At 64.2% G+C, this 21,804-nt stretch carries 22 protein-coding genes; 12 read left to right on the top strand and 10 right to left on the bottom strand.

Annotation, left to right across the window (positions count from 1 at the left end; translation table 11 throughout):
* Positions 1–65: 65 nt before the first annotated feature.
* Complete coding sequence (gene rpmF / locus AC1DY9_RS07950; protein WP_007873878.1) at positions 66–248, bottom strand: 50S ribosomal protein L32; 183 nt, start codon at positions 246–248, stop codon at positions 66–68.
* Between the two features lie 239 nt (positions 249–487).
* Positions 488–1,042, bottom strand: coding sequence for a YceD family protein (locus AC1DY9_RS07945; protein ID WP_457279391.1), 555 nt, complete (start codon positions 1,040–1,042; stop codon positions 488–490).
* A 25-nt stretch (positions 1,043–1,067) separates the two neighbouring features.
* On the opposite strand from AC1DY9_RS07945, the gene AC1DY9_RS07940 reads away from it, so the two are divergent.
* Both AC1DY9_RS07940 and AC1DY9_RS07935 read left to right on the top strand, forming a co-directional pair.
* On the top strand, positions 1,068–1,715 hold the full coding sequence (locus AC1DY9_RS07940) for a Maf family nucleotide pyrophosphatase (protein WP_477666234.1): 648 nt from the start codon (positions 1,068–1,070) through the stop codon (positions 1,713–1,715).
* Positions 1,712–2,479, top strand: coding sequence for an SAM-dependent methyltransferase (locus AC1DY9_RS07935; RefSeq protein WP_457279393.1), 768 nt, complete (start codon positions 1,712–1,714; stop codon positions 2,477–2,479). The genes AC1DY9_RS07940 and AC1DY9_RS07935 overlap by 4 nt, the downstream gene beginning before the upstream one ends.
* A gap of 73 nt (positions 2,480–2,552) precedes the next feature.
* Here AC1DY9_RS07935 and AC1DY9_RS07930 read toward each other — a convergent pair whose 3' ends face one another.
* The 5 genes from AC1DY9_RS07930 to AC1DY9_RS07910 all read right to left on the bottom strand — a co-directional run bounded on the left by AC1DY9_RS07930 (position 2,553) and on the right by AC1DY9_RS07910 (position 6,506).
* On the bottom strand, positions 2,553–3,611 hold the full coding sequence (locus AC1DY9_RS07930) for a S49 family peptidase (protein WP_457279394.1): 1,059 nt from the start codon (positions 3,609–3,611) through the stop codon (positions 2,553–2,555).
* Positions 3,612–3,632: 21 nt separating this feature from the next.
* Positions 3,633–4,007 (bottom strand): Rieske (2Fe-2S) protein, encoded by a 375-nt coding sequence (locus AC1DY9_RS07925; protein ID WP_477666233.1) that lies wholly within the window; start codon positions 4,005–4,007, stop codon positions 3,633–3,635.
* A gap of 7 nt (positions 4,008–4,014) precedes the next feature.
* On the bottom strand, positions 4,015–4,674 hold the full coding sequence (locus AC1DY9_RS07920; RefSeq protein ID WP_457279396.1) for an HAD family hydrolase: 660 nt from the start codon (positions 4,672–4,674) through the stop codon (positions 4,015–4,017).
* Between the two features lie 66 nt (positions 4,675–4,740).
* The gene (locus tag AC1DY9_RS07915; protein ID WP_457279397.1) at positions 4,741–5,355 is read right to left on the bottom strand and encodes a hypothetical protein; all 615 of its coding nucleotides are present in this window, start codon (positions 5,353–5,355) and stop codon (positions 4,741–4,743) included.
* Entirely contained in the window at positions 5,352–6,506 is a 1,155-nt protein-coding gene (locus AC1DY9_RS07910; RefSeq protein ID WP_477666232.1) for an RluA family pseudouridine synthase, read from the bottom strand. The genes AC1DY9_RS07915 and AC1DY9_RS07910 overlap by 4 nt, the downstream gene beginning before the upstream one ends.
* Positions 6,507–7,130: 624 nt before the next feature.
* On the opposite strand from AC1DY9_RS07910, the gene AC1DY9_RS07905 reads away from it, so the two are divergent.
* The 10 genes from AC1DY9_RS07905 to AC1DY9_RS07860 all read left to right on the top strand — a co-directional run bounded on the left by AC1DY9_RS07905 (position 7,131) and on the right by AC1DY9_RS07860 (position 18,404).
* Entirely contained in the window at positions 7,131–10,250 is a 3,120-nt protein-coding gene (locus AC1DY9_RS07905) for an Rne/Rng family ribonuclease (protein WP_477666231.1), read from the top strand.
* Between the two features lie 141 nt (positions 10,251–10,391).
* Positions 10,392–10,901, top strand: a complete 510-nt coding sequence (locus AC1DY9_RS07900) for an RDD family protein (protein ID WP_457279400.1) — start codon at positions 10,392–10,394, stop codon at positions 10,899–10,901.
* Positions 10,902–10,917: 16 nt separating this feature from the next.
* On the top strand, positions 10,918–11,634 hold the full coding sequence (locus AC1DY9_RS07895) for an RDD family protein (RefSeq protein ID WP_477666230.1): 717 nt from the start codon (positions 10,918–10,920) through the stop codon (positions 11,632–11,634).
* The gene (locus AC1DY9_RS07890) at positions 11,631–12,623 is read left to right on the top strand and encodes a stage II sporulation protein M (protein WP_457279402.1); all 993 of its coding nucleotides are present in this window, start codon (positions 11,631–11,633) and stop codon (positions 12,621–12,623) included. The genes AC1DY9_RS07895 and AC1DY9_RS07890 overlap by 4 nt, the downstream gene beginning before the upstream one ends.
* Entirely contained in the window at positions 12,613–13,368 is a 756-nt protein-coding gene (locus AC1DY9_RS07885; RefSeq protein ID WP_477666229.1) for a hypothetical protein, read from the top strand. The genes AC1DY9_RS07890 and AC1DY9_RS07885 overlap by 11 nt, the downstream gene beginning before the upstream one ends.
* A complete protein-coding gene (locus AC1DY9_RS07880; protein ID WP_477666228.1) occupies positions 13,365–14,144 on the top strand; it encodes a DUF4129 domain-containing protein in 780 nt (259 codons plus the stop codon). Before AC1DY9_RS07885 ends, AC1DY9_RS07880 begins: the two co-directional genes overlap by 4 nt.
* A complete protein-coding gene (locus AC1DY9_RS07875) occupies positions 14,141–15,409 on the top strand; it encodes a DUF4350 domain-containing protein (protein ID WP_477666227.1) in 1,269 nt (422 codons plus the stop codon). The genes AC1DY9_RS07880 and AC1DY9_RS07875 overlap by 4 nt, the downstream gene beginning before the upstream one ends.
* Before the next feature lie 13 nt (positions 15,410–15,422).
* Complete coding sequence (locus AC1DY9_RS07870) at positions 15,423–16,418, top strand: AAA family ATPase (RefSeq protein WP_457279406.1); 996 nt, start codon at positions 15,423–15,425, stop codon at positions 16,416–16,418.
* 10 nt (positions 16,419–16,428) lie between these two features.
* The gene (locus AC1DY9_RS07865) at positions 16,429–17,796 is read left to right on the top strand and encodes a DUF58 domain-containing protein (protein ID WP_457306384.1); all 1,368 of its coding nucleotides are present in this window, start codon (positions 16,429–16,431) and stop codon (positions 17,794–17,796) included.
* A gap of 65 nt (positions 17,797–17,861) precedes the next feature.
* The gene (locus AC1DY9_RS07860) at positions 17,862–18,404 is read left to right on the top strand and encodes a DUF805 domain-containing protein (protein ID WP_477666226.1); all 543 of its coding nucleotides are present in this window, start codon (positions 17,862–17,864) and stop codon (positions 18,402–18,404) included.
* 56 nt (positions 18,405–18,460) lie between these two features.
* On the opposite strand, the gene AC1DY9_RS07855 is transcribed toward AC1DY9_RS07860, so the two are convergent.
* From AC1DY9_RS07855 to AC1DY9_RS07845, 3 genes are read right to left on the bottom strand one after another with little or no spacing between them, the layout of a single operon-like run.
* Positions 18,461–19,744 (bottom strand): heme biosynthesis HemY N-terminal domain-containing protein, encoded by a 1,284-nt coding sequence (locus tag AC1DY9_RS07855; protein ID WP_457279409.1) that lies wholly within the window; start codon positions 19,742–19,744, stop codon positions 18,461–18,463.
* A gap of 22 nt (positions 19,745–19,766) precedes the next feature.
* Positions 19,767–20,927 (bottom strand): uroporphyrinogen-III C-methyltransferase, encoded by a 1,161-nt coding sequence (locus AC1DY9_RS07850; protein WP_457279410.1) that lies wholly within the window; start codon positions 20,925–20,927, stop codon positions 19,767–19,769.
* The gene (locus AC1DY9_RS07845; RefSeq protein ID WP_477666225.1) at positions 20,924–21,775 is read right to left on the bottom strand and encodes a uroporphyrinogen-III synthase; all 852 of its coding nucleotides are present in this window, start codon (positions 21,773–21,775) and stop codon (positions 20,924–20,926) included. Before AC1DY9_RS07845 ends, AC1DY9_RS07850 begins: the two co-directional genes overlap by 4 nt.
* Positions 21,776–21,804: the final 29 nt, after the last annotated feature.

Below are 21,804 nucleotides of genomic sequence, written 5' to 3'. Positions count from 1 at the left end.
AGAGTGGAATTCAGGCAAAAGAAAGGCCCGCAGGATGAGTGCGGGCCCATGCTCAAAGCGTGGAATTACGCTTCGGATTTGGTTTTCAGCACCTTGCGGCCACGGTAAAAACCGGTAGGGCTGATGTGGTGGCGCAGGTGGGTTTCGCCGGTGGTGGATTCCACGGCAATGCCTGGCACGGTGAGTGCGTTGTGCGAGCGGTGCATGCCGCGCTTCGAAGGTGACTTTTTGTTCTGCTGGACGGCCATGATCCGCTCCTGATGGGGTGTAAGGTTGGTAAATTACGCACCAAAATCCGAGTTCAGACAGCTGGACCTGAATATCGGCCCAAGGCGGTCTAAACGCCATGTAACCGTATTCACCGCATTGGTACGCGAAGCCTTTGATTATAGCTCGATGCGAGACAAATTTCATCACCTCAACCCGCGACTGGTGAAATGCCGACAAATCTAGGAGTTTTACCTGAGAAATAAGTAATTCTAAATTACTACTTTTTTGCTTTAAGCTGCGCCAGAACCGCAAAGGGATTGGGTTTTTCACCAACCTCGCCCACCGAATCTGCATTGTCACCAAGGTCGCCCGCCTGCAGTTTGGGCGCGACAGGGCACACCTCATGCATGGGCACCAGCGGCAGGGCCATCAGCAATTCATCTTCCAGCACAGCGAGCAAATCGAACTGGGGCGCCATCACCAGCAAGTCTTCTTCAGACTGGTCGTCCTCGGCCATGGCGATGTCTTCATTGGCCACAAAGCGGTACCACTGGTCGACCTCTACAGGTGTGGCAACCACACCCATGCAGCGCTGGCAGGTCAAAGGCACCACGGCCTCGGCCGTCAGATGCAACCATACGTCGTCTTCAGCGCCCGGGCGCGGGCGTAGCTCGCCGACCGCCTGCCATTTCACCGCCGAATCGGCCTGTAGCCCTTGCGCTTCGTGCGCAAGGCGCTCCATATTTCGTAGCAAAGTAGTCTCGGAAAGCGCTACGCCATCCTGGGCGAAAGCGGTCATGTTGAGTCGGTTGGGCTGCAGGGATCTGGACATGAGTGCAGTGTAAGAGAATCAAGGCATGAACCCCGCCCCCGACCTCGCCGCAATCTCCGGACACACCGGACAAGACCGCCCCCTGATTTTGGGTTCGACCTCCCGCTATCGCCGGGAATTGCTGCAGCGGCTGCATATCCCGTTTGAGGTGGTCGCGCCCGACGTGGACGAAACGCCCCATGCCGGCGAGCTCCCTGGCCCCCTGGCCGAGCGGCTGGCCCTGGCCAAGGCCCGGGCTGTTGCTGCGGCATTTCCCGGCGCGGTTGTCATCGGTTCCGACCAGGTCGCCGACCTCGACGGCCAGCCGCTCGGCAAGCCGGGCACCCACGAAAAAGCCGTCGCCCAGCTCCGCAGKATGCGAGGGCAAACCGTCATTTTTCAGACGGCTGTGGCCGTCGTGTGCCTGGACAGCGGTTATGAAGCGCAAAGCCTGGCCGCAGTGAAGGTGAAATTCCGCGCGCTGACGGAAGACGAAATTGAAAACTACCTGCGCACCGAGCAACCGTACGATTGCGCGGGCAGCGCCAAAAGCGAAGGCCTCGGCATTGCACTGCTTGAATCGATCGACAACGACGACCCGACTGCGCTGATCGGCTTGCCGCTGATCCGCACCTGCAGGCTCATCGAAGCCGCAGGCGTGAGGCTGCTTTCAGCCTACGGGAGCCAGCCATGAGCGGCGCAGCGAAAGGGAAACTTTACCTGGTGCCCGCGCCGCTCGACTTCGGCTGCGACGACCTTGCCCCTCTGCAGGATGTCATGCCGCTGGGCACCGTGCAAATCGCCGCCAGGCTCTCCTGCTGGATCTGCGAAAACGCCAAAAGCACGCGCGCCTACCTCAAGCGTATCGACGCGCTGCAGCCGCTCAGCGCGCCGCTGCAGTCGCAGCAAATCCAGGAGCTGCCACGGGAGGTTCACAAAAAAGGCGACCATACCGGCAACTTCGACGCGCGCCCCCTGTTGATGGCGGCCGTGGAAGGCCGCGACATGGGCCTGGTCAGCGAAGCCGGCATGCCTGCCATTGCCGATCCCGGATCCTCCGTGGTACGCGCCGCCCATGACCTGGGGCTGGAGGTTGTGCCGCTGACGGGCCCGATGTCGCTGATGCTGGCGCTGGCAGCGAGCGGCCTGAACGGCCAGCATTTTGCGTTTGCCGGGTATTTGCCGCAGGCACCGGCCGAGCGCGTCCAGCGCATCCGGGAACTGGAATCCCTGGCGCTCAAATCCGGCCAGACCCAGCTCTTCATCGAAACACCCTATCGCAACGCGGCCTTGTTCCAGTCACTGCTGCAAACGCTGCAGGGCAACACCCGGCTGGCGCTGAGCTGCGGCCTGACAATGACCAAAGGCTGGTCCCGCAGCGCGCAGGTCAGCGGCTGGAAACGCGACAAGCTCCAGGCGCCACTGGAATTGCCAACCGTCTTCTGTATCGGCCGCTAAAGCGCCAGACACGAACAAAAGAGCCCGCGCGAAGCGGGCTTTTTGACAAAGGCCATCGCCTTCTCAAGTCGCCCTAGCGAAGCGCCGGGATCGCCTTGAAGGCCTTCATGGCACCCTCGCCCATCGCCGCGCCAAACTTCTTGGCCAGCCGTTCGGCCACATTGTCGCGACGGGTGTAGTCAATGATCTCGTCGGTCTTGACCACTTCTCGGGCCACATACTCCAGGTTGCCTAGCTGATCGGCCAGGCCCAGTTCCACCGCCTGCTGGCCGCTCCAGAACAGGCCGCTGAACATCTCGGGCGTTTCCTTCAGGCGTTTACCGCGGCCGGCTTTGACCACCGCGATGAACTGCTGGTGGATCTGGTCCAGCATGGCCTGTGCAAAGACCTTTTGTTTTTCGCTTTGCGGGCTGAACGGATCAAGAAATCCCTTGTTTTCGCCGGCCGTCAGCAAGCGGCGCTCCACGCCCAGTTTGTCCATCAAGCCTGTGAAGCCAAAACCATCCATCAGCACACCGATGCTGCCCACAATACTGGCCTTGTCGACGTAAATCTTGTCGGCCGAGACGGCGATGTAATAAGCGGCCGAGGCACAGGTTTCTTCGACCACAGCGTAAACCGGCTTCTTGTGCTTGGCCTTCAGGCGCAGGATTTCGTCGTTCATCATGCCGGCCTGCACCGGGCTGCCGCCGGGCGAATTGATCAGCAGCACGACCGCCTTGGCGCCTTCGTCTTCAAAGGCGGCACGCAGCGCCGCGTTGACGAACTCGGCGCTGGCGTCGGCGCCCGCGGCGATTTCACCCTTGATTTCCACCACGGCCGTGTGCGGAACAGTCGCATCGCTGGCAGGCGTGCCGCGATGTAGTGCCATCCATACCAGAGCGATGAAAAACGCCAGCCAGGACAGGCGCACAAAGGTTTTCCAGCGTCGCGTCGCCTTTTGCTCGTTCAGCGCAGCAAAAGCCAGTTTCTCAAGCGTCGCGCGCTCCCAGCCGGGGCTGGCGGAAGGATCAGCGGCGGATTTTTTGGCCTGGGAATAAGGCGGAAGGGATTCCGGCTGGTTAGGCCGGAAATCTGATTCGCGCAGCGAATCAGAGTCCATGGGAGGGTCGGGGCGATGGGGATCGTTCATGGGCGATAGTTTAGAGAGGTATTAGAACTGTAGCGGTTTAAGGTTGTAAGCAGAATGCCAATAAACAACCCCTTCGATTTCAGAAAGCTCGATTTTGACCAGCCCTCCCTGGCAAGGCCCGCCGGCGCACAGGCCGGTATCCGGACGGTAAACGGCGCCATGGCTGGCGCATAACAGCCACCGCCCCCCGGCATCAAACACCCGGTTGGGCTGCCAGTCCAGCTCCATCGCGACATGGGTGCAGCGATTGAGATACGCGCGGACCATTCCTTCGTAACGGACCGCAAAGGCGCGGCAGGTCTGCCCGGCATAAATGACATCGAACGGCACCGCCAACCCGCCTTCAAGCAGGTCGCGGCTATTGCACAAAGCTTGCCGGGGGTCCGTGGACGTCATCGAAAGGCTACCCGTTGGCCAGCAGCCAGTCGTGCAGTTCCTGCACCGAATGCGCGACATGGCGCGGCGACAGCGCGGTAAATGTGTCCGGCTCATGCGCGCCATAACTCACCCCCACACTGGCACAAGCAGCATTGACCGCCATCTGGAGGTCATGGGTGGTGTCGCCCACCATCAGCACGCGCCCCGCGGGAATACCGAACTCCGCCATGAGCTCATGCAGCATGCGCGGATCGGGCTTGCCTGCCGTCTCGTCAGCCGTGCGGGATCCGTCGAACACGCCTTTGAGCTCTACGGTGCGCAGTACTTCGTCAAGGCCGCGGCGCGACTTGCCGGTGGCCACCGCGAGCAGGTGACCGCGCGCTTTCAAAGCGTCGAGCAAGGGAAGCACGCCCTCAAACAGGCTCAAGTCGTCGTAATGCGCGGCATAGTGATGGCGGTATCGCTCGCCCAGTTGGGGATACTTTTCAGGGGGTACATCAGGCGCCGCATGAGCCAGTGCCTGCATGAGGCCCAGGCCGATGACGTAGCCGGCTTCCTTGTCGGTGGGGACCGTGCCGCCGACATCACGCACTGCGGCCTGGATACAGCGCACGATGATTTTGGTCGAATCAAACAGCGTGCCATCCCAATCGAAAGCGATCAGGTCGAAATTTCGGGTTTGCATGGGGATATATTGTCTTAGGGAAGGCCGGCCTATGCGCGCACATGGACAAACGTTGAAATGCAGGCGTCAATTGTTCCGGTTTTTACGGAGCCACCACGACGAGAACCCGTGAATTGCGCCCAACAAGACGCTTGCCAGGCCGAGCACCGTCAAATGGAACAGCGGTCCATAGTTTTCAAGAAACCCCCACCCTGAGTCGTCGAACGGATGCCGGTTGTGGGGGTTGTAAAAATACAGCGCATCCCATCCTTGTGTCACTGTCCCCGGATTCAGGGCCACAAAAGCGCACACACAAACCACCAGGCAGATTGCCGATCTGGAAACAACAAAACGAAATGCAGACACGGCGTTCAAGGAAGGAATCACCCGCCCGTTCAACAGCCAAAAAACCGCGGCCGCCAAAAGGGTGGGGAGCGGAACCAGAAGCATCGTTTCAACACTCCCCCACGACACCCAGAACATGAACTCCGTCAAAAGCGGCCAAAAGATGACCGAGGGCACTTCGCTCCACCGGAATTCGCCGCGCCCCAGCTCACCTGCCACCAGGTAATACGCCACACCGTACAGGGCAGGACCGGCAAAAACAAACATCAGCACTGTTGCGGCCAGGCCGCTGAACTTTCCCCGTATCGGCTTGGCTGCGCTGTTTGAGCCAAGCGCTTCAGGGCCCCCGCGAATCATGTAGAAACCTGCGCCGGTAAAAACTGTTGCAGTTCAGGCGGCAAAGGCGCCTGCAGGTGCACGACCTTGCGCAGTTTGGGGTGGTTAAATTTCAGGCTCCAGGCGTGCAGAAACATGCGTTTGAGCGATACCGTGCCCGGGGCGGACCTCTGCAGCGCCCGGTTCAGTTCAAAGTCGCCATACTTGTCGTCGCCGGCAATCGGATGACCTTCATTGGACAGGTGCACGCGGATCTGGTGGGTGCGGCCGGTCTTGATCGTGACTTCGAGCAAGGTAAAGGGCGTTGCGGGCGCCAGCAGACTGGCGGGAAAAGCCGACTTGACCTTGACCAGCGTCACCGAACGCATGCCATCGGGGTGGTCGTTGGGCACCACTTTCACACGCCGCTCGCCATCGGGCAACAAATACTTGTGCAACGCTTTGTCGATCACGCGGTGATTGGCCGGCCAGTCGCCTCCGACGAGGGCCAGATAGACCTTGTCGGTTTCGCGCTCCCGGAACTGCTCCTGCAGCAGCTTGAGCGCCATGCGCCGCTTGGCGATCAGCAAGATGCCGCTGGTTTCGCGGTCCAGCCGGTGCACCAGCTCCAGAAAGTCGGCTTCGGGCCTGGCCATGCGCAGCTGTTCGATCACGCCGAAGCTCACGCCGCTGCCACCGTGCACCGCCACACCGGCCGGTTTGTCGATGGCCAGCACAAAGTCGTCCTCAAAAAGAATCGGGAATTCGCGGGACGGCGCATAGCCGCCCGTGGTCGAACTCGCGCCGTGGCGGGCGATTTCCTGGGCCATGGCCTCGGCCTTTTGCCCGGCCCGCTCAGAGGTGCGAACCGGCGGCAGGCGCACGATGTCGCCGGTCTCCACCCGCGTATCGGCCTGCGCCCGGCCCTTGTTAACCCTCACTTCACCGCTTCGGATGATGCGGTAGACATGGGTTTTGGGCACGCCCTTGAGTTGGCGGATCAGGAAATTGTCGAGGCGCTGGCCCGCATAGTCTTCATCTACCGTCACCAGCGTGGCCTGCGGCGCAGCCGGGGCCGCCGCCTGGGGATTGGATGGTGCCGGGGTGGACGCGGACACGGCTGCGGGCGGCCATACCGGTGTTTTCCCGGGTTTCCTTGCCAAGCCCTTTGCTGACCCTATAATGTGTTTCACTAGCGATGCGCTGTAAGTGGTTGATTTGTCTGGAGTTTAGTCCACGCAAGTCCCCGGCCCTGAAAAGGCAAACAAGCAGCCTTGCTGGAAGGTCGATGCCCACGCCGGCAATTGCCCGCAAGCGACGAGTGCCAGGCACCTCGCGGCGAGCGTCTTTGCACGGTAGAAGAGTCGACGTTTTGCGAACAACACTACGGAATACCATGTGTGCAGCCCAAGTCATGAACAACAGGCTGCATGCGGATCCAGTCGAGATCAAGTCCTTTAACGGGTAGCCCTCTGATGACAACACTGGTCAGTCTGATTTATATGTGCCTGCGGCGCCTCACGACATTCGTGGGCCCTGCTTTTGGCATAAATCAGCCGCCAGCCCTTGTACAGTGGGCGCAAGCAGCTACTTTTTTTGTAGCACCCACCCGTTTGACCCCTGCTCGCTCCATCCACGCGCCTACGCCCAGACCACGTCGCTGACCGATTCACTTCGGTCGGCCGCGCGCTGTCAAAAGCTCTCCGGCAATTCCTCCAGTTCGCACTGCGTCCCTCCGGCGTCGTTGGCCCATTTTGGGCATGTGATTGATGTTCAAGACATGACATCAAAACGAAGAACGATAAGGAAGGCTACCCATGAAACGGATGCTGGTAAACGCCACACAGGCTGAAGAACGCCGTCTGGCGATCGTCGATGGACAAAAACTCCTCGACTACGAAATTGAAATTGAAGGGCGCGAACAGCGCAAGGGCAACATCTACAAGGCCGTCGTCACCCGCGTCGAGCCCTCGCTGGAAGCCTGCTTCGTCGACTACGGCGAAGACCGCCACGGCTTCCTGCCGTTCAAGGAAATCTCCAAGCAATACTTTGCCCAGGGCGTGCCCGTCAACCAGGCGCGCATCAACGATGTGATCCGTGAAGGCCAGGAACTGCTGGTCCAGGTCGAAAAAGAAGAGCGCGGCAACAAGGGCGCAGCCCTCACCACCTTCGTCTCCCTGGCAGGCCGCTATGTGGTCCTGATGCCGAACAATCCTCGCGGCGGTGGCGTAAGCCGCCGTATCGAAGGCGAAGACCGGGCCGAGCTCAAGGAGAATATGGACCAGCTGGAATATCCCAACGGGATGTCCATCATTGCGCGCACCGCCGGTATCGGCCGCAGCGCGCCAGAGCTCCAGTGGGACTTGAACTACCTGCTCAAGCTCTGGACCGCCATTGACGGCGCTGGCAAGGGCGGCAAAGGCGCCTACCTGATTTACCAGGAATCCAGCCTCGTGATCCGCGCCATCCGCGACTACTTCAACAGCGACATCGGCGACATCCTCTTTGACACCGACGACGTCTATGAACAGGCCCGCCAGTTCATGGCCCACGTGATGCCCGAGCACGAGCATCGCGTCAAGCGCTACCGCGACGACGCGCCGCTGTTCAGCCGCTTCCAGATCGAGCACCAGATCGAGTCGGCTTATGCCCGTACCGTGCAGTTGCCCTCAGGCGGCGCCATCGTCATTGACCACACCGAAGCTCTGGTGTCGGTCGACGTCAACTCCGCTCGCGCCATCAAGGGCGGCGACATCGAAGAAACCGCCACCCGCACCAACCTCGAAGCCGCCGACGAAGTGGCGCGCCAGATGCGTTTGCGCGATCTGGGCGGCCTGATCGTCATCGACTTTATCGACATGGAAGAGTCGCGCAACCGCCGCGACGTGGAAAACCGCCTGCGCGACGCGCTGCGGCAAGACCGCGCCCGCGTGCAGTTCGGCACCATCAGCAAATTCGGCCTCATGGAAATGAGCCGCCAGCGCCTGCGCCCCGCCCTGTCGGAAGGCGCATCCATCCCCTGCCCGCGTTGCGGCGGCTCCGGCCATATCCGCGACACCGAAAGCTCGGCGCTGCAGATCCTGCGCATCATCCAGGAAGAGTCCCTCAAGGACAGCACGGCCTCGGTGTTGTGCCAGGTCCCGGTTGACGTGGCGTCTTTCCTGCTGAATGAAAAGCGCTCCGAGATCGCCAAGATCGAAGTCAAGCAGCGCATCAACGTACTGCTGGTGCCCAACAAGACGCTGGAAACCCCCAACTACCGCCTGGAACGCCTGAAACACGACGACCCGCGCCTGGACAACATCGCCGCCAGCTACAAGATGGCCGACGAAATCGAGGATCCGACCACCGTCACGCGCCGCAGCCAGGAAAAGCACAACAAGCAGGAGCCCATCATCAAGGGCGTACTGCCCGATGCACCCGCGCCTGTGGCCCCGCCCAAGCCGGAAGTGGCACCGCAAGCGGCTCCCAAGCCCCAGTCGCGCCGCCCTGCCCCGGCTGCAGCTGCGCCTGCAGAAAAAGGTTTCTTCGGCTGGATCAAGAGCCTGTTCGGCGGCGCGGAAACACCAGCTCCGGCACCTGCCGCCAAAGAAGTGAAAAAAGACGAGCGCGGCGAAGGCCGGCGTGAAGGCCGCGATGGCCGTGGTGATGGACGCGGTGAGCGTTCGGACCGTGGCGGCGAACGCGGAGGCCGCGACGGCCGCCGCGGTGGCCGCGGCCGCAGCGAAGGACGCGGCGGTGAAGGCCGAGGCGAAAACCGCGAAGGACGCGAACCACGCCCAGAGGGCCAGGGCCGCGGCGAAGGCCGCAATGAAGGCCGTGGCGGCGAGCGCCGCGAACGCAACCCGGAAGGCCGCAACGAAGCCGGCCGCCAGGAACGCCCAGCCGGTGAAGCCCGCGGCGAAAGCCGTCCTGAAAATGCCGGCGACCAGCCCCGCAGCGAAAACCCCGGCCGCGAAGGCCGCGGCCGCCGCGAGCGCGGTGAACGTGGCGAGCGCGGTGGTGAGCGCATTCAGCGCGACTCCGTCGAGCAGGACCTCGCACTGGCCAACCAGGCCGCCATGGCAGCAGCCATGGGCGGTGAAGCCGGCGAGCCGCGCCAGGAACGCGCACCGCAAGACGGCGAACGCCCACAAGGCAACCGTGAGCCGCGTGGAGAGCGTGGTGAAGGCCGCCGTGACCGCGGCGACCGCAACGGCCGTCGCAACGACCGCCGCACAGACCGCCCTGAAGGCGCCGAAGGCCAGAATGCTGCCGCTGAAGGCAGCGCCGGCTTCAACCCTGAAGCCGCAGCGGCAGCCCCCGTACTGGACGATGCCGGCAATGTGATCGCTCCTGCACAAAACGGCCAGGGCGAAGAGCAACGCCAGCCACGCGAACGCCGTAGCCGCGACCGCTATGGCCGTGACCGCCGCGAACGCGGCGAAAACGGTGAACGCAGCGAGCAACCCGCAGACGCCGGACAGGCAAGCGGTCAAGGCGAATCTTTAGAGCCAAATCAGCCACAAACCCAAGAGCAGCGTGCGCAAGCAGCTCCTGAATTTGTAGCGCCGGTAGCTGCCGCCGCTCCGGCTGCTGTACCGGCTCCAGCTTACGTGGCCCCGGTAGCCGTTGCCGCACCCGTAGCAGCTCCTGCCCCCGCACCGGCGCCAGCCGCTGCGCCGGTTGCCGCCAGCCTGCCCAAGGTTCAGTCTTACGACTTGCCCCTGCAGGACCTGGTTCAGGTCGCCCAGTCCTCAGGCTTGCAGTGGGTCAACTCAGATGCCGCCAAGATCGCCGAAGCCAAAGCCGCCATCGCCGCCGAAGCCAAGCCGGTCCACGTACCGCGTGAGCGCCCACCGCTGGTGGTCGCCGACGAAGGCCCGCTGGTGCTGGTCGAGACCAAGCGCGATCTCGGCGCTGTGAAGCTGCCTTTCGAGCAATCGGCCGGCCAGTAAACGCGCCGACCTCTGCCGCATAAGCGGCACCTCACCAAAAGGCCCGCAAATGCGGGCCTTTTTTACGTCCTTCCTATCTTGCAGCAATGTCGTTAAGAGGCCCTAGAATCAACCCAACAAAATAGGCATGGGGAGAGGACGATGGACAATCCGCAGCACGATGCGCGCTACGCGCCGCCGCAGGCCAGCGTAGACGACGTGGTCGCGGCGTCAGACGGGCCTGAGCTGGCCAGTCGCATGCGGCGATTTTGCGCCGTGATGCTCGACGCTGTTTTTCAGTCCCTCTTCCTTTGGCTGGTGTCGGTACTGACGCCCTTCAATCCCTGGAACACGGAAGGACGCGACATGTGGTCCGTCGATCTGGTGAGCATGGGTGTCGGCGCCCTGATTTTTCTTGTGCTCAACGGCTACCTGCTCGCGACACGGGGCCAGACGATTGGCAAGGTCTTGCTCAAGATACGGATTGCCCGACCTTCGGGGGAGTCCGTTTCCGTCAAGCGCCTGGCCCTCCGATATGGCGCGGGGTTCGCGGCCAGCATCATGATGGTCGTCCTGTGGGTCTATTCCCTGCTGGACTGCCTGATGATTTTCCGGAAATCCCGTCGCTGCCTGCATGACGAGATTGCGGACACCGTGGTCTTCAAGATCTGACAGGCAGCCCAGCCCTGTGACAACCGCGCGCCTCGATACGCTGTACACGGCCGAAACACCGGAGGGCATCACATTGTCCTTACGGCCCGCCGGCATCGTGGCACGCGGGCAAGCCTACCTGATCGACCTGGCCATACGGTCATGCCTGTTTATCGCTGTGGCCGTAGTGGTCGGAGTAATGGGCAAGGCGGGCGCGGCAATCCTGCTGGTGACCTACTTCGGCCTCGAGTGGTTTTATCCCGTGGTGTTCGAGTTGACCCGCGCCGCGGCCACTCCTGGCAAGCGCGCGATGGGCCTGCGTGTGGTGATGGATTCCGGCCTGCCGGTAACGCCTGCCGCCTCGCTGACCCGCAACCTCCTGCGAGCCGCCGACTTCATGCCGGCGCTGTTTGGTGCCGGACTGCTCTGCGTCCTCTGGCGCAGCGACAGCAAACGGCTGGGTGATCTGGCCGCCGGCACCCTTGTGGTGTTTAGCGAATCCGTCAAGCTTCATGGCGATGTTCCCTTGGCTGATCCGCTGGCCCCCGCACGGCCCCTATCCGCCACCGAACAGGCCTCGGTGCTCTCCTGGGCCGGCCGTGCAACGCGATTAACCCCTGAACGTTTCGGCGAACTCGCAGCGCTGGCAGAGCCCGTGCTTGGCACGGGTGTGCCGGGTAGCAGCGCCACACAACGCCTGCTCGGGCTGGCGCAATGGCTGATGGGCCGGCGTGAAGGAGACGCGCGCCGATGACGCCTCTGCAATTTGAAGCCCTGTATGCGCCCCTCTGGACCGAACTCGAGACGGTGATAGGTATCGCCGAAACCCAGCGCAAGTTCGACGGTGCGCGGCTGGCCACCCTCTACCGCCGTGTTTGCGAGCACCTGGCGCTGGCGCAGGCTCGCGCCTATCCCGTTCATCTGACGCAAAGGCTCGAAACGTTGACGCAAGGCGCGCATCGGCTGATCTACCGGCAGCACGACTACGGCCTGGCGCGCCTTGGACGGCTGGCGCTGGTTGACTTCCCGCAAGCCGTACGCGCGCACCGGGCCTACCTGCTGGTGGCGTTCCTGCTGTTCGTGCTGCCGCTGCTGGCTGCCGGCCTGGCGACTTACCGCGACCCCGGTTTCATCCTGCACTTGATGGACGCGACGCAAGTGCAGCAGTTCGACGGCATGTACGGCGACAGCGCAAGGTCCTTCGGGCGCAACCGCGACGCCGGTGGTGACTGGCAGATGTTCGGCTATTACGTCATGCACAACATCGGCATCGGCTTTCGCTGCTTCGCGGCCGGCATCTTCGGCGGGGTCGGCAGCGCCGGCGTGCTGCTGTTCAATGGGGTGCAGATAGGCGCCGTCGGCGGCTACCTGATTGCCGCCGGCCACGGGCAGAACTTCTGCTCCTTCGTCATCACCCACGGCGCCTTTGAACTGACCGCCATCGTGCTGGCGGGCGCCGCGGGACTCAGGCTGGGCTATGCACTGATCGCGCCGGGCCGGCATACCCGGCTAGAGGCGCTCCGGCTGGCGGCCCGCCATGCCATCGTGGTGATTTACGGCGTCATCGGCCTTCTGCTGATCGCTGCCGCCGTCGAGGCTTTCTGGTCTTCGGCGCGATGGGTCACGCCCGCTGTGAAATATGGTGCGGGCGCAGCCTGCTGGGCACTGGTGCTGGCTTACCTCGGGTGGCAGGGAAGGCCGCGCGCCGTCCCCGCGGACCCCGGAAAACACCATGCAGGTTGATGCACTCGCCGTCGCACTGCGGCCACGGCCCATGGCCGAAGCCGCGGACCTGGGTGTCGCACTGGTGCGCCGCCATGCCGATTCCATCTGGCGCACTTTCCTGCCCATGTATGTGGTCGTCATCGTACTGGTGCTGTGCACGGCGGAGTTTGCCGGCTGGCTCCCCGGGCTGTTGATTTTCTGCCTCAAGCCCTGGTTTGACCGTACCTTGTTGTTCATCCTGTCACGCGCGGTGTTCGGCCAGCCCACCCGGTGGAACGACCTCTGGCAGCACCGTGGGATGGTCTGGGGCGGCCAGTTGCTCCGGACACTGCTATGGCGGCGCCTGTCTCCCTGGCGTTCGTTCACGCAGGCCGTCGATCAGCTCGAAGGCCAACGCGGCGGCGCCAGGCGCAAGCGGCGCGACCAATTGCTGCGCGGGCGCCGTGGTGCGGGCGCCGGCATGCAGATGATTTTTGCCAATGTCGAGATCGCGCTCGAACTCGCGATCCTGTCGGCGCTGCTGTGGTTCGCTCCTGAGGGAAGCTTCGGAGACGTCTGGCGTTGGCTGCTCGACTCGGAGGCTTCGGCGCAAAGCCTGCTTTTTGCCGCGGTGTACGCTTTCGTCGTCGGTTTGATCGAGCCCTTTTTTGTGGCCGCCGGATTTGCGATGTACCTGAACCGGCGCGTCGAGCTCGAGGCCTGGGACATCGAGCAGGAATTTCGCCGCACCTTCAGCCCCGCAGCGGCGAAAGGCCGGCAATGATGGCTTCTCGCCACGCCGCAAGGCGCTTTTCATGGCGATGGGCCGCGGCCTGCGCCGTGATGGCGGGTATGCCATCGTGGGCCAACCCGGCTGCGGCGCCAGCCGAGCCGCCCTCGCGCCAGCAGGTGCAATCGGCCGCCGACCGGGTTCGTGCCGATCCCAACTTGCCCGGCAGCAAGAGCGAAAAATCCCTGCGCTTCAAGAGCCAGGACAAAAAGCCGGAAGACAAAAAGAAGGATCGCGACAGCCTCAACTGGCTCAAGGATTTGGTGGCCAAGGTGTCCGAGGGCGCGCGCCTGCTGGTGTGGGCGCTGGGCGCGCTGGCCCTGGCCTGGCTGGTGGTCGGCATACGGCGCTGGGTGAAGGTGCGGGCCGACGGCGGCCGGCACCGGATGGCGCCCCTGCCCAGCCATATCGGCAGCCTGGACATACGGCCTGAAAGCCTCCCCGACGACGTGGGCGCCGAAGTCGCCTCGCTCTGGCAGCGCGGCCAGCGGCGGCCTGCGCTGTCGCTGCTCTACCGCGGCGCGCTTTCCCGCCTGGTCCACCTGCATGCGGTGCCCATCCGCAACGCCAGCACCGAAGGCGAATGCGTGGCTCTCAGCGAGGGCCGGCTGGCGCCCATGTCGCTGGAGTTTTTCGCGCGACTGGTGACCGCCTGGCAGCTGGCGGCCTATGGCGGACGCCTGCCGCCCACGGCCGGCGTGCTGGCGCTGTGCGCCGAATTTGACGCGCGGCTGGGCGCACCCACCGCCCCGGCGAAAGCCATCGCATGAGGGACCGACTGATCCTCATCCTGCTCGGCGTGCTGTTGCTGGCGGGCAGCGCCTGGCTGATGTCGGCCACTGAATGGGTGGACGTCGACACCCCCACACCAGCCAAGGGTGAGGCCCTCACCAACCCGCTTTACGCCACCGAAAAACTGCTGGTCGCCCTGGGTGCGCGGGTCGTGCGGCACAAAAGCCTGGATGCCATGCCGCCGCCGCATGCCCGGCTGGTGCTTGTGTCACGCAACTGGGACCTGTTCCCTGAACGCGCGCAGCGCCTGCGTGCCTGGGTGGCACAGGGTGGGCATCTGGTCATCCCGGGCTTCCTGGCCGGCCATAAATCGCTAAAGGACTGGCTACCCGTCACGGAGCAAAGCCCCTTGAAGTGGGAGCCGCCCACGGTGCCGCCGCGCCCATTGGCCAAACCCGTCAAGGACATGGACTGCCGCGCGCTGGAAGAGCCCGCCGAGGTCATCGCGAGCTACAGCGACAGCCGTGTCTATCGCGCCTGCGGCGCATATTTCAGCCCCCAGTACCTGCCGGTGAATCGGCTGGCCGCACCGCTGTGGTCCCTGCGCGGCACGGCCGGCACCGAGGCCGTGCGCGTGCAGGTCGGCCAGGGCACGGTCACCGTGCTCGGTGGATGGAACCTGCTGGACAATAGCAACCTGCTGCGCGCCGACAATGCGCAGCTGGCGGCCGCGGCATTGCAGGCGCGCGCCGGCACTGAATTCTGGTTTGTCGCCGAAGAGGCCCGGGAGCCCTTCATGCCCTGGCTGTGGCACCAGGCCTGGGCCGCCCTGTTGCTCGGCTTGCTGGCACTGGCGCTGGCCCTGTGGCGCGCCAGCGTGCGCTTCGGGCCGTTGGCGGCGTCCGCAAGCGCTCACCGGCGCTCGATGGCCGAGCAAGTGCGCGGTACGGCGCGTTTTCTGCATATGCACGGGCCGAAGGCCTTGCATACAGCGCAGCTTCGCGCGCTGCACGAATCGGCCACCCGGCAATTGCGCCGGTTTTCACAGCTTGATCCGAAGCAACGCACAGTCGAGATCGCACGCGCCACCGGCCTGGACGCCCTGTTGCTGGAACGCGCCCAGGCAGTCAGGTCGCGCAACCCCGGCGTGCTGGCCGCCGACCTGGAATTGATCGAAACCGCCCGCCGGCGCCTCGACGCCACAGGGCCCGACACGCGGCCGCCAACAGCTTTCACGTCTCCCGTTTCACCCGGTGCCTCACCCAGCGCCTCCTCTGCCGCTTCATCTCCTCCTTCATCCTGAACCGAGAAACACCATGTCATTCATTCCCAACGAAGAACTGAGCCGCGCAGCCGAGTCGCTGCAAACCCTGCGCCAGGAGGTCGGCAAAGCCGTTGTCGGCCAGTCGGAAGCCGTCGACCAGACCCTGGTGGCGCTGGTCGCATCCGGCCACGTCCTGATTGAGGGTGTACCGGGACTGGGCAAGACATTGCTGGCGCGCGCACTGGCGCAAGCCATGAGCCTGCGCTACGCCCGCGTGCAATTCACGCCCGACCTGATGCCCTCGGACATCACGGGTCATTCCGTGCTGGACCCATCGACCCGGAGCGAAGCCGGCATCGGCACGCTGCGGGTACACCAGGGGCCGGTCTTCACGCACCTGCTGCTGGCGGATGAAATCAACCGCGCACCAGCCAAAACCCAGAGTGCCTTGCTTGAAGTGATGCAGGAATACCAGGTCACGCTCGAAGGAAAGGCCATGCCGCTGCCCCGTCCCTTCATGGTGATGGCGACACAAAACCCGATCGATACCGAGGGCACCTACCCTCTGCCGGAGGCGCAACTGGACCGGTTCCTGCTCAAGATCAACATCGACTTCCCCAGCCATGCTGAAGAAAAGGCGATCGTGCAGCTGACCACCGGCCAGCGTGCCGGCAACCAGTTGCCGCTTGATGCGGTCAGGCCGTGCCTGGACGACGCGCAGGTGCTTGAACTGCAGCGGCTGGCCAGCCTGGTGCAGGCGCACGAACAGGTCATTGACTATGCGGTCCGCATCGCCCGCGCCACGCGCGACTGGCCAGGACTTTCGTCGGGGGCAGGGCCGCGCGGCACCATGGCCCTGGTGCGGGCTGCGCGGGCCGGCGCGCTCATGCACGGACGGGACTTCATCACACCCGACGATGTGGCACGGCAGGCCCTGCCGGCCTTGCGCCACCGGGTGATGATTTCGCCCGATGCGCAGCTGGAAGGCCTCGGTGTTGACGACTTGCTGCGCAGTGCCTTGGGCAGCGTCCAGGCCCCCCGTCTCTAGGCCGCAACTCATGCGCCGGTTGGTGATCCCCGCAAAAACGACTGTCAGGGTGCTGGCTTGCATCACGGCGGCCGCCGCGCTGGCCTTGCTCGGGGGTTTGCCGGTTGACCGGGTCGCGATACTGGCCGGCGCCGTCTTGCTGGCGGCGCTGGCAGGCGCCATTTTTGATCTCTGGCGCAGCCTGCGCCTGTGGAGGACCGCGCCGCTGCGCATTGAGCGCACGCTGCCCGGCGCTTTTTCACTGGGCGTGCCAACGGTGCTGACACTGGCGCTGGTCAATGACGGTCCCCTGGCCTGGGCAGTGACGGTGTTCGATGAGGTCGATCCGCGGTTTACCTTTGAAGGCCTGCCACAGGCCGTCACCGTGCCACCGGCTTCGCGCGCCGAGTTGCGATACACGGTGACCGCGAGAGAGCGTGGCGTCGCCCTTTTCGGCACGACCCAGCTGCGCTGGCACACTCGCGGCGGCTGTTTCGAGGTGCAGCAGGCGCTGGGCCAGCCCGGGAAGCTGCGCGTTTATCCCAACTTTGCCGCACTGGCCCGCTATGCGTGGCTTTCCGGTGACCGGCGGCTCGCCCAGATCGGCATTAAGACCTATGTCCAGCGCGGGCTGGGCACTGATTTCCGCCAGCTTGCTGATTACAAAACCGGGGACTCCCTGCGGCACATCGACTGGAAGGCCACACTGCGCCACCAGCGGCCCATCGTGCGTGAATTCCAGGACGACCGCGACCAGTGTGTGTTTTTCCTGCTCGACTGCGGCCGCCGCATGCGCGCTGATGAAAGCAGCCCGGAGCAAGAACTGCGCGGCAGCAGCCATTTCGACGAGGCCCTCAACGCGCTGATGCTGCTGAGCTATGTCGCACTGAAAGAAGGCGACGAGGTCGGCGCAATGACTTTCGGCGGTTTACCTGGGCATCGTCGTGACTTTGCGCCCCGCAAAGGCGCCGCCACACTGAATGCCCTCATGAATCGCCTGCACGACATCCAGCCCGGCGCCATGCATTCGGACTATCTCATGGCGGCGCAGGAACTGCTGCGTGTACAGCGTCGCCGTGCACTGGTGATAGTGCTAACCAACTTCCGCGACGAGGATTCGGCTGAGCTGCGTCCCGCGCTCAAACTGTTACGCCGCAAGCACCTCGTCCTGGTGGCGAGCCTGCGCGAGCGGGTGCTTGGCCGCATCGCCGGCCAGGTGCTGTCCAGCCCGGCGGATGCCGTGGATGTCGCGGCGGCCCACCTGTTCGGGCAGTCGCGGCGCGATGCCTTTGCGCGGGTGGTCGGCAATGACCCGCTGTCGATGGATGTGGAGCCGACGCAACTGGCCGTCTCGCTGGTGAACCGCTACCACGCGGTCAAACGCGCCGGCCTGCTGTAAGCGGGCATTGCATTCAGCCCGGCAGCGGTTATTCTTCGTTTTTCAACAACAGGAGGGAAAGAGAAATGTCTGAAGCCATGAATCCTTATGCCGCACCGCGCGCGGCAGTCGCTGATGTCTATGACCGTGAGGGAGATACACAACCCGTCAAGTGGTTCTCTGCCAGGGGTCGCGTCGGACGCATGCGGTACCTGGCCCGCACCTTTGTGGGCTACCTGCTTTTGCTGGTGGGCGTCTTCGGACTCAGCATGCTGGCAGGCGCTGCCGGCGYCGGCGCCGCAGCGGGCATCGTTGGTTTCGTGGTCATGATTCCCTATTTTCTTTTTCTCATCCTGCTGACTATCCAGCGCAGCCACGACATGGGATGGAGCGGCTGGACGGCGATCCTGGCCTTCATCCCCCTGGTGGGATTGGTCTGGATTTTCAATTCGGGAACCCAGGGCAGCAACCGCTTTGGCGCCCCTCCGCCTCCCAACACCACGCTGGTCAAAATCGGCGCCCTGATGTTTCCCATCATCATGGTCATCGGCATCATCGCCGCCATCGCTTTGCCGGCTTACCAGGGTTATGTGCAGCGGGCCAAAGCGGCCCAGGTGGTCAAGCCCTAAACCTGCCACGGCGGGCGGCATGCCTGCCAGGAGCGAGGCGCGCGCTCAGAGCCTGTCTATATCTGCGCGGCGCGCTTGTAGGCTTGCGCAGCGCCCGCCTCGTCCTCACGCTGCTCAGCCAGCAGCGCCAGGGCGCGCCAGGCATTGCGGTGAAGCGTTACATCCTGAAGCGCCGGCGCCGCCTGCGTCAGCAACTGGCGGGACTTGCCCCAGAGCTGGCGGCTCAGGCAAGCCATGCCCGCCAGGTATTGCAGGTTGGCATCGCGCGGACGGCTGAGTTGTGCGTTTTCAATGCGGGCCAGCCAGGCTGCGTCCAGCGAATCCAGGCCGCCTTCGAGGACACCGATCAGCTTGATGCGCAGGTTGTCGCCGATCTCCGAGCGCGGCTGCATCATGCGGTCCCAGACCTGCAGGAGCCAGCTGCGGGCCAGTTCCGGGTCACCGTGCAGCGCCATCAGGCGCGACGCCGCATGCACCACCAGCTCGGGCATGGCGCGTTCGGTGTCATCCAGCGAGAACCAGGCCTGCTGCAGCTGCGCGGGGTCGTGCGCATCGTTCAGCAGCTCCAGGGCCAGACCGCGCACAATGCTTTGCGCCGCCGCCTGCGAAAAAGCGCGGTGCTTGGCCAGCAGGCGCGCGGTTTCCAGCGCTTGCGCCGTGTGCCGCGCATGCCGCGAGGCGCGCAGCTTCATGCGCAGGGCCAGCGTGCGGCGCGATGCCCCCTGCGGAAGCTGGCCCAGCCAATCCAGTGCCGCACCCGCGTCACGGTCGTCCAGCGCCCAGCGAGCCGCACGGAACTGCACGCCCTCACGCACTTCCTGCGCATGACGGGAGCTCTTCAACGCCAATTGCAGGTGCTGGTCGCGCAAGCTCTTGTTTTGGAGCGCCTGCGCGGCTTCGGCCACCAGAAGATGGGCCAGCGAACGCAACTGTCTGCCGCGGCTGGTGCTGTGGCCTGTCACATGGCCGGATTCGTCGGTCAGCAGGTTCAGGCTCTTTGCCTGCGCAAGCGCATTTTGTGCCGACTTGGTCGAACGGATGTAGCGCCCCGCCAGCAGATGCGCCAGAGAATCCATGAGAGCGCCGTACATGGCACGCTCTTTTTGCTGGGCACGCCAGCGCCTGGCTTCCGCCGGCAGCGAAAACACCGCCGACAGCGCGCGCAAGGCCAGGTACAACACCAGGAAAAGCGCTGCCAGCAGCATCACCATCAGGTTGAAGGAAATATCGACACGGTGCGGCGGCCAGAAGATGGTGACCACGGCCTGGTTGTTGCCCGTAAACAGGGCCACGGCAACGGCCACGCCAAACAGGGCCAAAAGCCAGAGGGCGGCGCGCATGCTGGTTCCTGCCTTTTCCCGCTCAGCGGCCTGCGGCCGCTGTGGCCAGCGCGGCCATGGTTTCGTCCAGGCGCGGAAGCTCGCTGGTTTTCAGCTGGCCCTGGACCTGGGCCAGCAACTGCGCTGCGGCCTGCGTTTTGCGGGACGAGGCATCAAAATATTTGCCCAGCCAGGCATTGGCACTGCCAAGGTCGGCGCGCACCGAATCCGTCTGGCGCGACAGCAGGCCCAGGCGCGCATTGAGCAGGCGCAGCTTGAGGTTCTCCCGCAGGAAAAACGACTGCTCCGGCGACACAAGGGCGGCCTCGGGCTGGTCAATGCGGCTCACGCGCAGCAGCTTGCGTGCTTCTTCGCGCAGGTTGTCCAGCGTGCGCTGCGACCAGGCATCGAGAGCCAGCTTGTCGAATCCCAGCATGGAAGACTTTCCGGCGGAAGACGCGGCCGACGCAGCAGCGCGCGGCGCGGAGGCCGGCGCGGCCGCAGCGGGCAATGCACGCTGGCCGGCTGCCACCATGGCGTTGGCCACCGGCAGGTCGTCTGCCATGCGGACCAGTTCGTCGAGCTTGAGCATGAGAACCGGCACGTCGGTCAGCGTTGCGGCCTTGATGCGGTCCATGTCTTTGGCAATGGCGCGTTGCAGCGGGTTCAGGCGCGGCTGCGCGGCGCGCGACAGGCGCTGGTCGGCCGACTTGAGCGCGGCCAGCAGCGGTTCGGCGCTGCCGGTGAGCTGGGCCTGCTGCTGGGCCAGGCGCAGGGCCGACTCCACATCGACCACCAGATTCTCATCGCGCGAGCGCGACAGGCTCTGCATGAGCTCCTCCAGCTGGGTGCGCTGCAGGCTGACTTCGCTGATGCGGGTTTCCTGGATGGCCAGCCGTGCGGAGAGTTCGCGCGTACCTTCCTGGGCCTGGCGCGCCAGTGTGCGCGCTTCAATGGCCTGCGCGCCGGAATCAATGCTGCGGCGGGCCAGCTCTTCCTGGATATTGCCGAGCTTTTGCCACAGCAAGCCGCTTACGAGCAAGCCCGCAGCCGCCAGCGCGGCAACCAGCAGCGCCCATTTGCGCGGCACCACCCAGACGTCGGGCGAAACGGGTTGCGGGGGAAGCGGCACCAGCGCGCGTTCCAGCACCGGCTCGTTGTCTGGCGTGGAGGATGGAGGCTGGGCGTTAGGGCTGTCACTCATGGATAAAGAGATTCTATCGAGGCAAGTGTGTCCCTGATGTCCTTCAGGGCAGGACGTGACGCCACAACAACACCCCAACCGGCAGCACGCACGGCTTCCTCAATCCGCGGATGCGTGGCCACCGCGCGGGCGCGGCGCCAGTCCACCCCGGCCAGCGCAGGCAAGGCCGTCAGGTTGGCCACCGCTTCAGAGCTGCTGAAGAGCCATACAGACCCATCCACGCTGGCCGCGCGCGCGCGCTGAAGTTGTGTTTCGCTGAGCACAGGCGCAAGGCGCCGGTAAACCCCCACAAAATCCACCTGCGCACCAGCGGCCTCCCACTGGCGGGCGATCCAGTCGCGGCCGGAAGATGCCGTGGCCCCAGACGAGACAGCGCCTTCCCCCCGCACCACCAGCACGCGTTTGCCGTGCCAGTCGCGCAGGCCTGTCACCGCCCACAGGGCTTCCGAATCAAACTGGGCCGCATCGGCCGGCGGCGCATCGATCTGCCCGGCAGGTACCCCGGCGGCTACCAAAGCCGCCACAGTGCCCGGCCCGGGCGCAAGGAAACGCAGCGCAGCCGGCAGCATTGCATCGGCATTCGCTATGTTATTGATAGCTGCTTGCGCACGTCCCTTATGGGTTACAGCCATTTTTTTCTTGAAAAAGTACTCCACCGCATTGCCGCTGACAAACATGCAGGCGGCGTATTGGCCCAGTGTTTGCCAGACGCGCTCCAGCGCGGCCGTAACCAGAGCGGGGGCGATGTCAATCAGCGGCAGCGCCTCAGCGGCAAAGCCCCCCTGCTGCAGTTGCTGCACCCAGTGCTGCGCATCCTGCGCGGGCCGCGTCACGATGACGCGGGTCATAGCGCCAGTCGAAGGCACCGGCGCCTGCG

Source organism: Polaromonas sp. P1_F6, from assembly GCF_056405695.1.
This window is presented reverse-complemented; position numbering and strand designations above follow the sequence as displayed.

What these genes read in the sequence shown, in the direction of transcription:
- rpmF (WP_007873878.1), bottom strand. Translation starts at nt 248, where the DNA reads ATGGCCGTCCAGCAGAACAAAAAGTCACCTTCGAAGCGCGGCATGCAC.
- AC1DY9_RS07945 (WP_457279391.1), bottom strand. Translation starts at nt 1,042, where the DNA reads ATGTCCAGATCCCTGCAGCCCAACCGACTCAACATGACCGCTTTCGCC.
- AC1DY9_RS07935 (WP_457279393.1), top strand. Translation starts at nt 1,712, where the DNA reads ATGAGCGGCGCAGCGAAAGGGAAACTTTACCTGGTGCCCGCGCCGCTC.
- AC1DY9_RS07930 (WP_457279394.1), bottom strand. Translation starts at nt 3,611, where the DNA reads ATGAACGATCCCCATCGCCCCGACCCTCCCATGGACTCTGATTCGCTG.
- AC1DY9_RS07925 (WP_477666233.1), bottom strand. Translation starts at nt 4,007, where the DNA reads ATGACGTCCACGGACCCCCGGCAAGCTTTGTGCAATAGCCGCGACCTG.
- AC1DY9_RS07920 (WP_457279396.1), bottom strand. Translation starts at nt 4,674, where the DNA reads ATGCAAACCCGAAATTTCGACCTGATCGCTTTCGATTGGGATGGCACG.
- AC1DY9_RS07915 (WP_457279397.1), bottom strand. Translation starts at nt 5,355, where the DNA reads ATGATTCGCGGGGGCCCTGAAGCGCTTGGCTCAAACAGCGCAGCCAAG.
- AC1DY9_RS07905 (WP_477666231.1), top strand. Translation starts at nt 7,131, where the DNA reads ATGAAACGGATGCTGGTAAACGCCACACAGGCTGAAGAACGCCGTCTG.
- AC1DY9_RS07900 (WP_457279400.1), top strand. Translation starts at nt 10,392, where the DNA reads ATGGACAATCCGCAGCACGATGCGCGCTACGCGCCGCCGCAGGCCAGC.
- AC1DY9_RS07890 (WP_457279402.1), top strand. Translation starts at nt 11,631, where the DNA reads ATGACGCCTCTGCAATTTGAAGCCCTGTATGCGCCCCTCTGGACCGAA.
- AC1DY9_RS07885 (WP_477666229.1), top strand. Translation starts at nt 12,613, where the DNA reads ATGCAGGTTGATGCACTCGCCGTCGCACTGCGGCCACGGCCCATGGCC.
- AC1DY9_RS07880 (WP_477666228.1), top strand. Translation starts at nt 13,365, where the DNA reads ATGATGGCTTCTCGCCACGCCGCAAGGCGCTTTTCATGGCGATGGGCC.
- AC1DY9_RS07875 (WP_477666227.1), top strand. Translation starts at nt 14,141, where the DNA reads ATGAGGGACCGACTGATCCTCATCCTGCTCGGCGTGCTGTTGCTGGCG.
- AC1DY9_RS07870 (WP_457279406.1), top strand. Translation starts at nt 15,423, where the DNA reads ATGTCATTCATTCCCAACGAAGAACTGAGCCGCGCAGCCGAGTCGCTG.
- AC1DY9_RS07865 (WP_457306384.1), top strand. Translation starts at nt 16,429, where the DNA reads ATGCGCCGGTTGGTGATCCCCGCAAAAACGACTGTCAGGGTGCTGGCT.
- AC1DY9_RS07855 (WP_457279409.1), bottom strand. Translation starts at nt 19,744, where the DNA reads ATGCGCGCCGCCCTCTGGCTTTTGGCCCTGTTTGGCGTGGCCGTTGCC.
- AC1DY9_RS07850 (WP_457279410.1), bottom strand. Translation starts at nt 20,927, where the DNA reads ATGAGTGACAGCCCTAACGCCCAGCCTCCATCCTCCACGCCAGACAAC.
- AC1DY9_RS07845 (WP_477666225.1), bottom strand. Translation starts at nt 21,775, where the DNA reads ATGACCCGCGTCATCGTGACGCGGCCCGCGCAGGATGCGCAGCACTGG.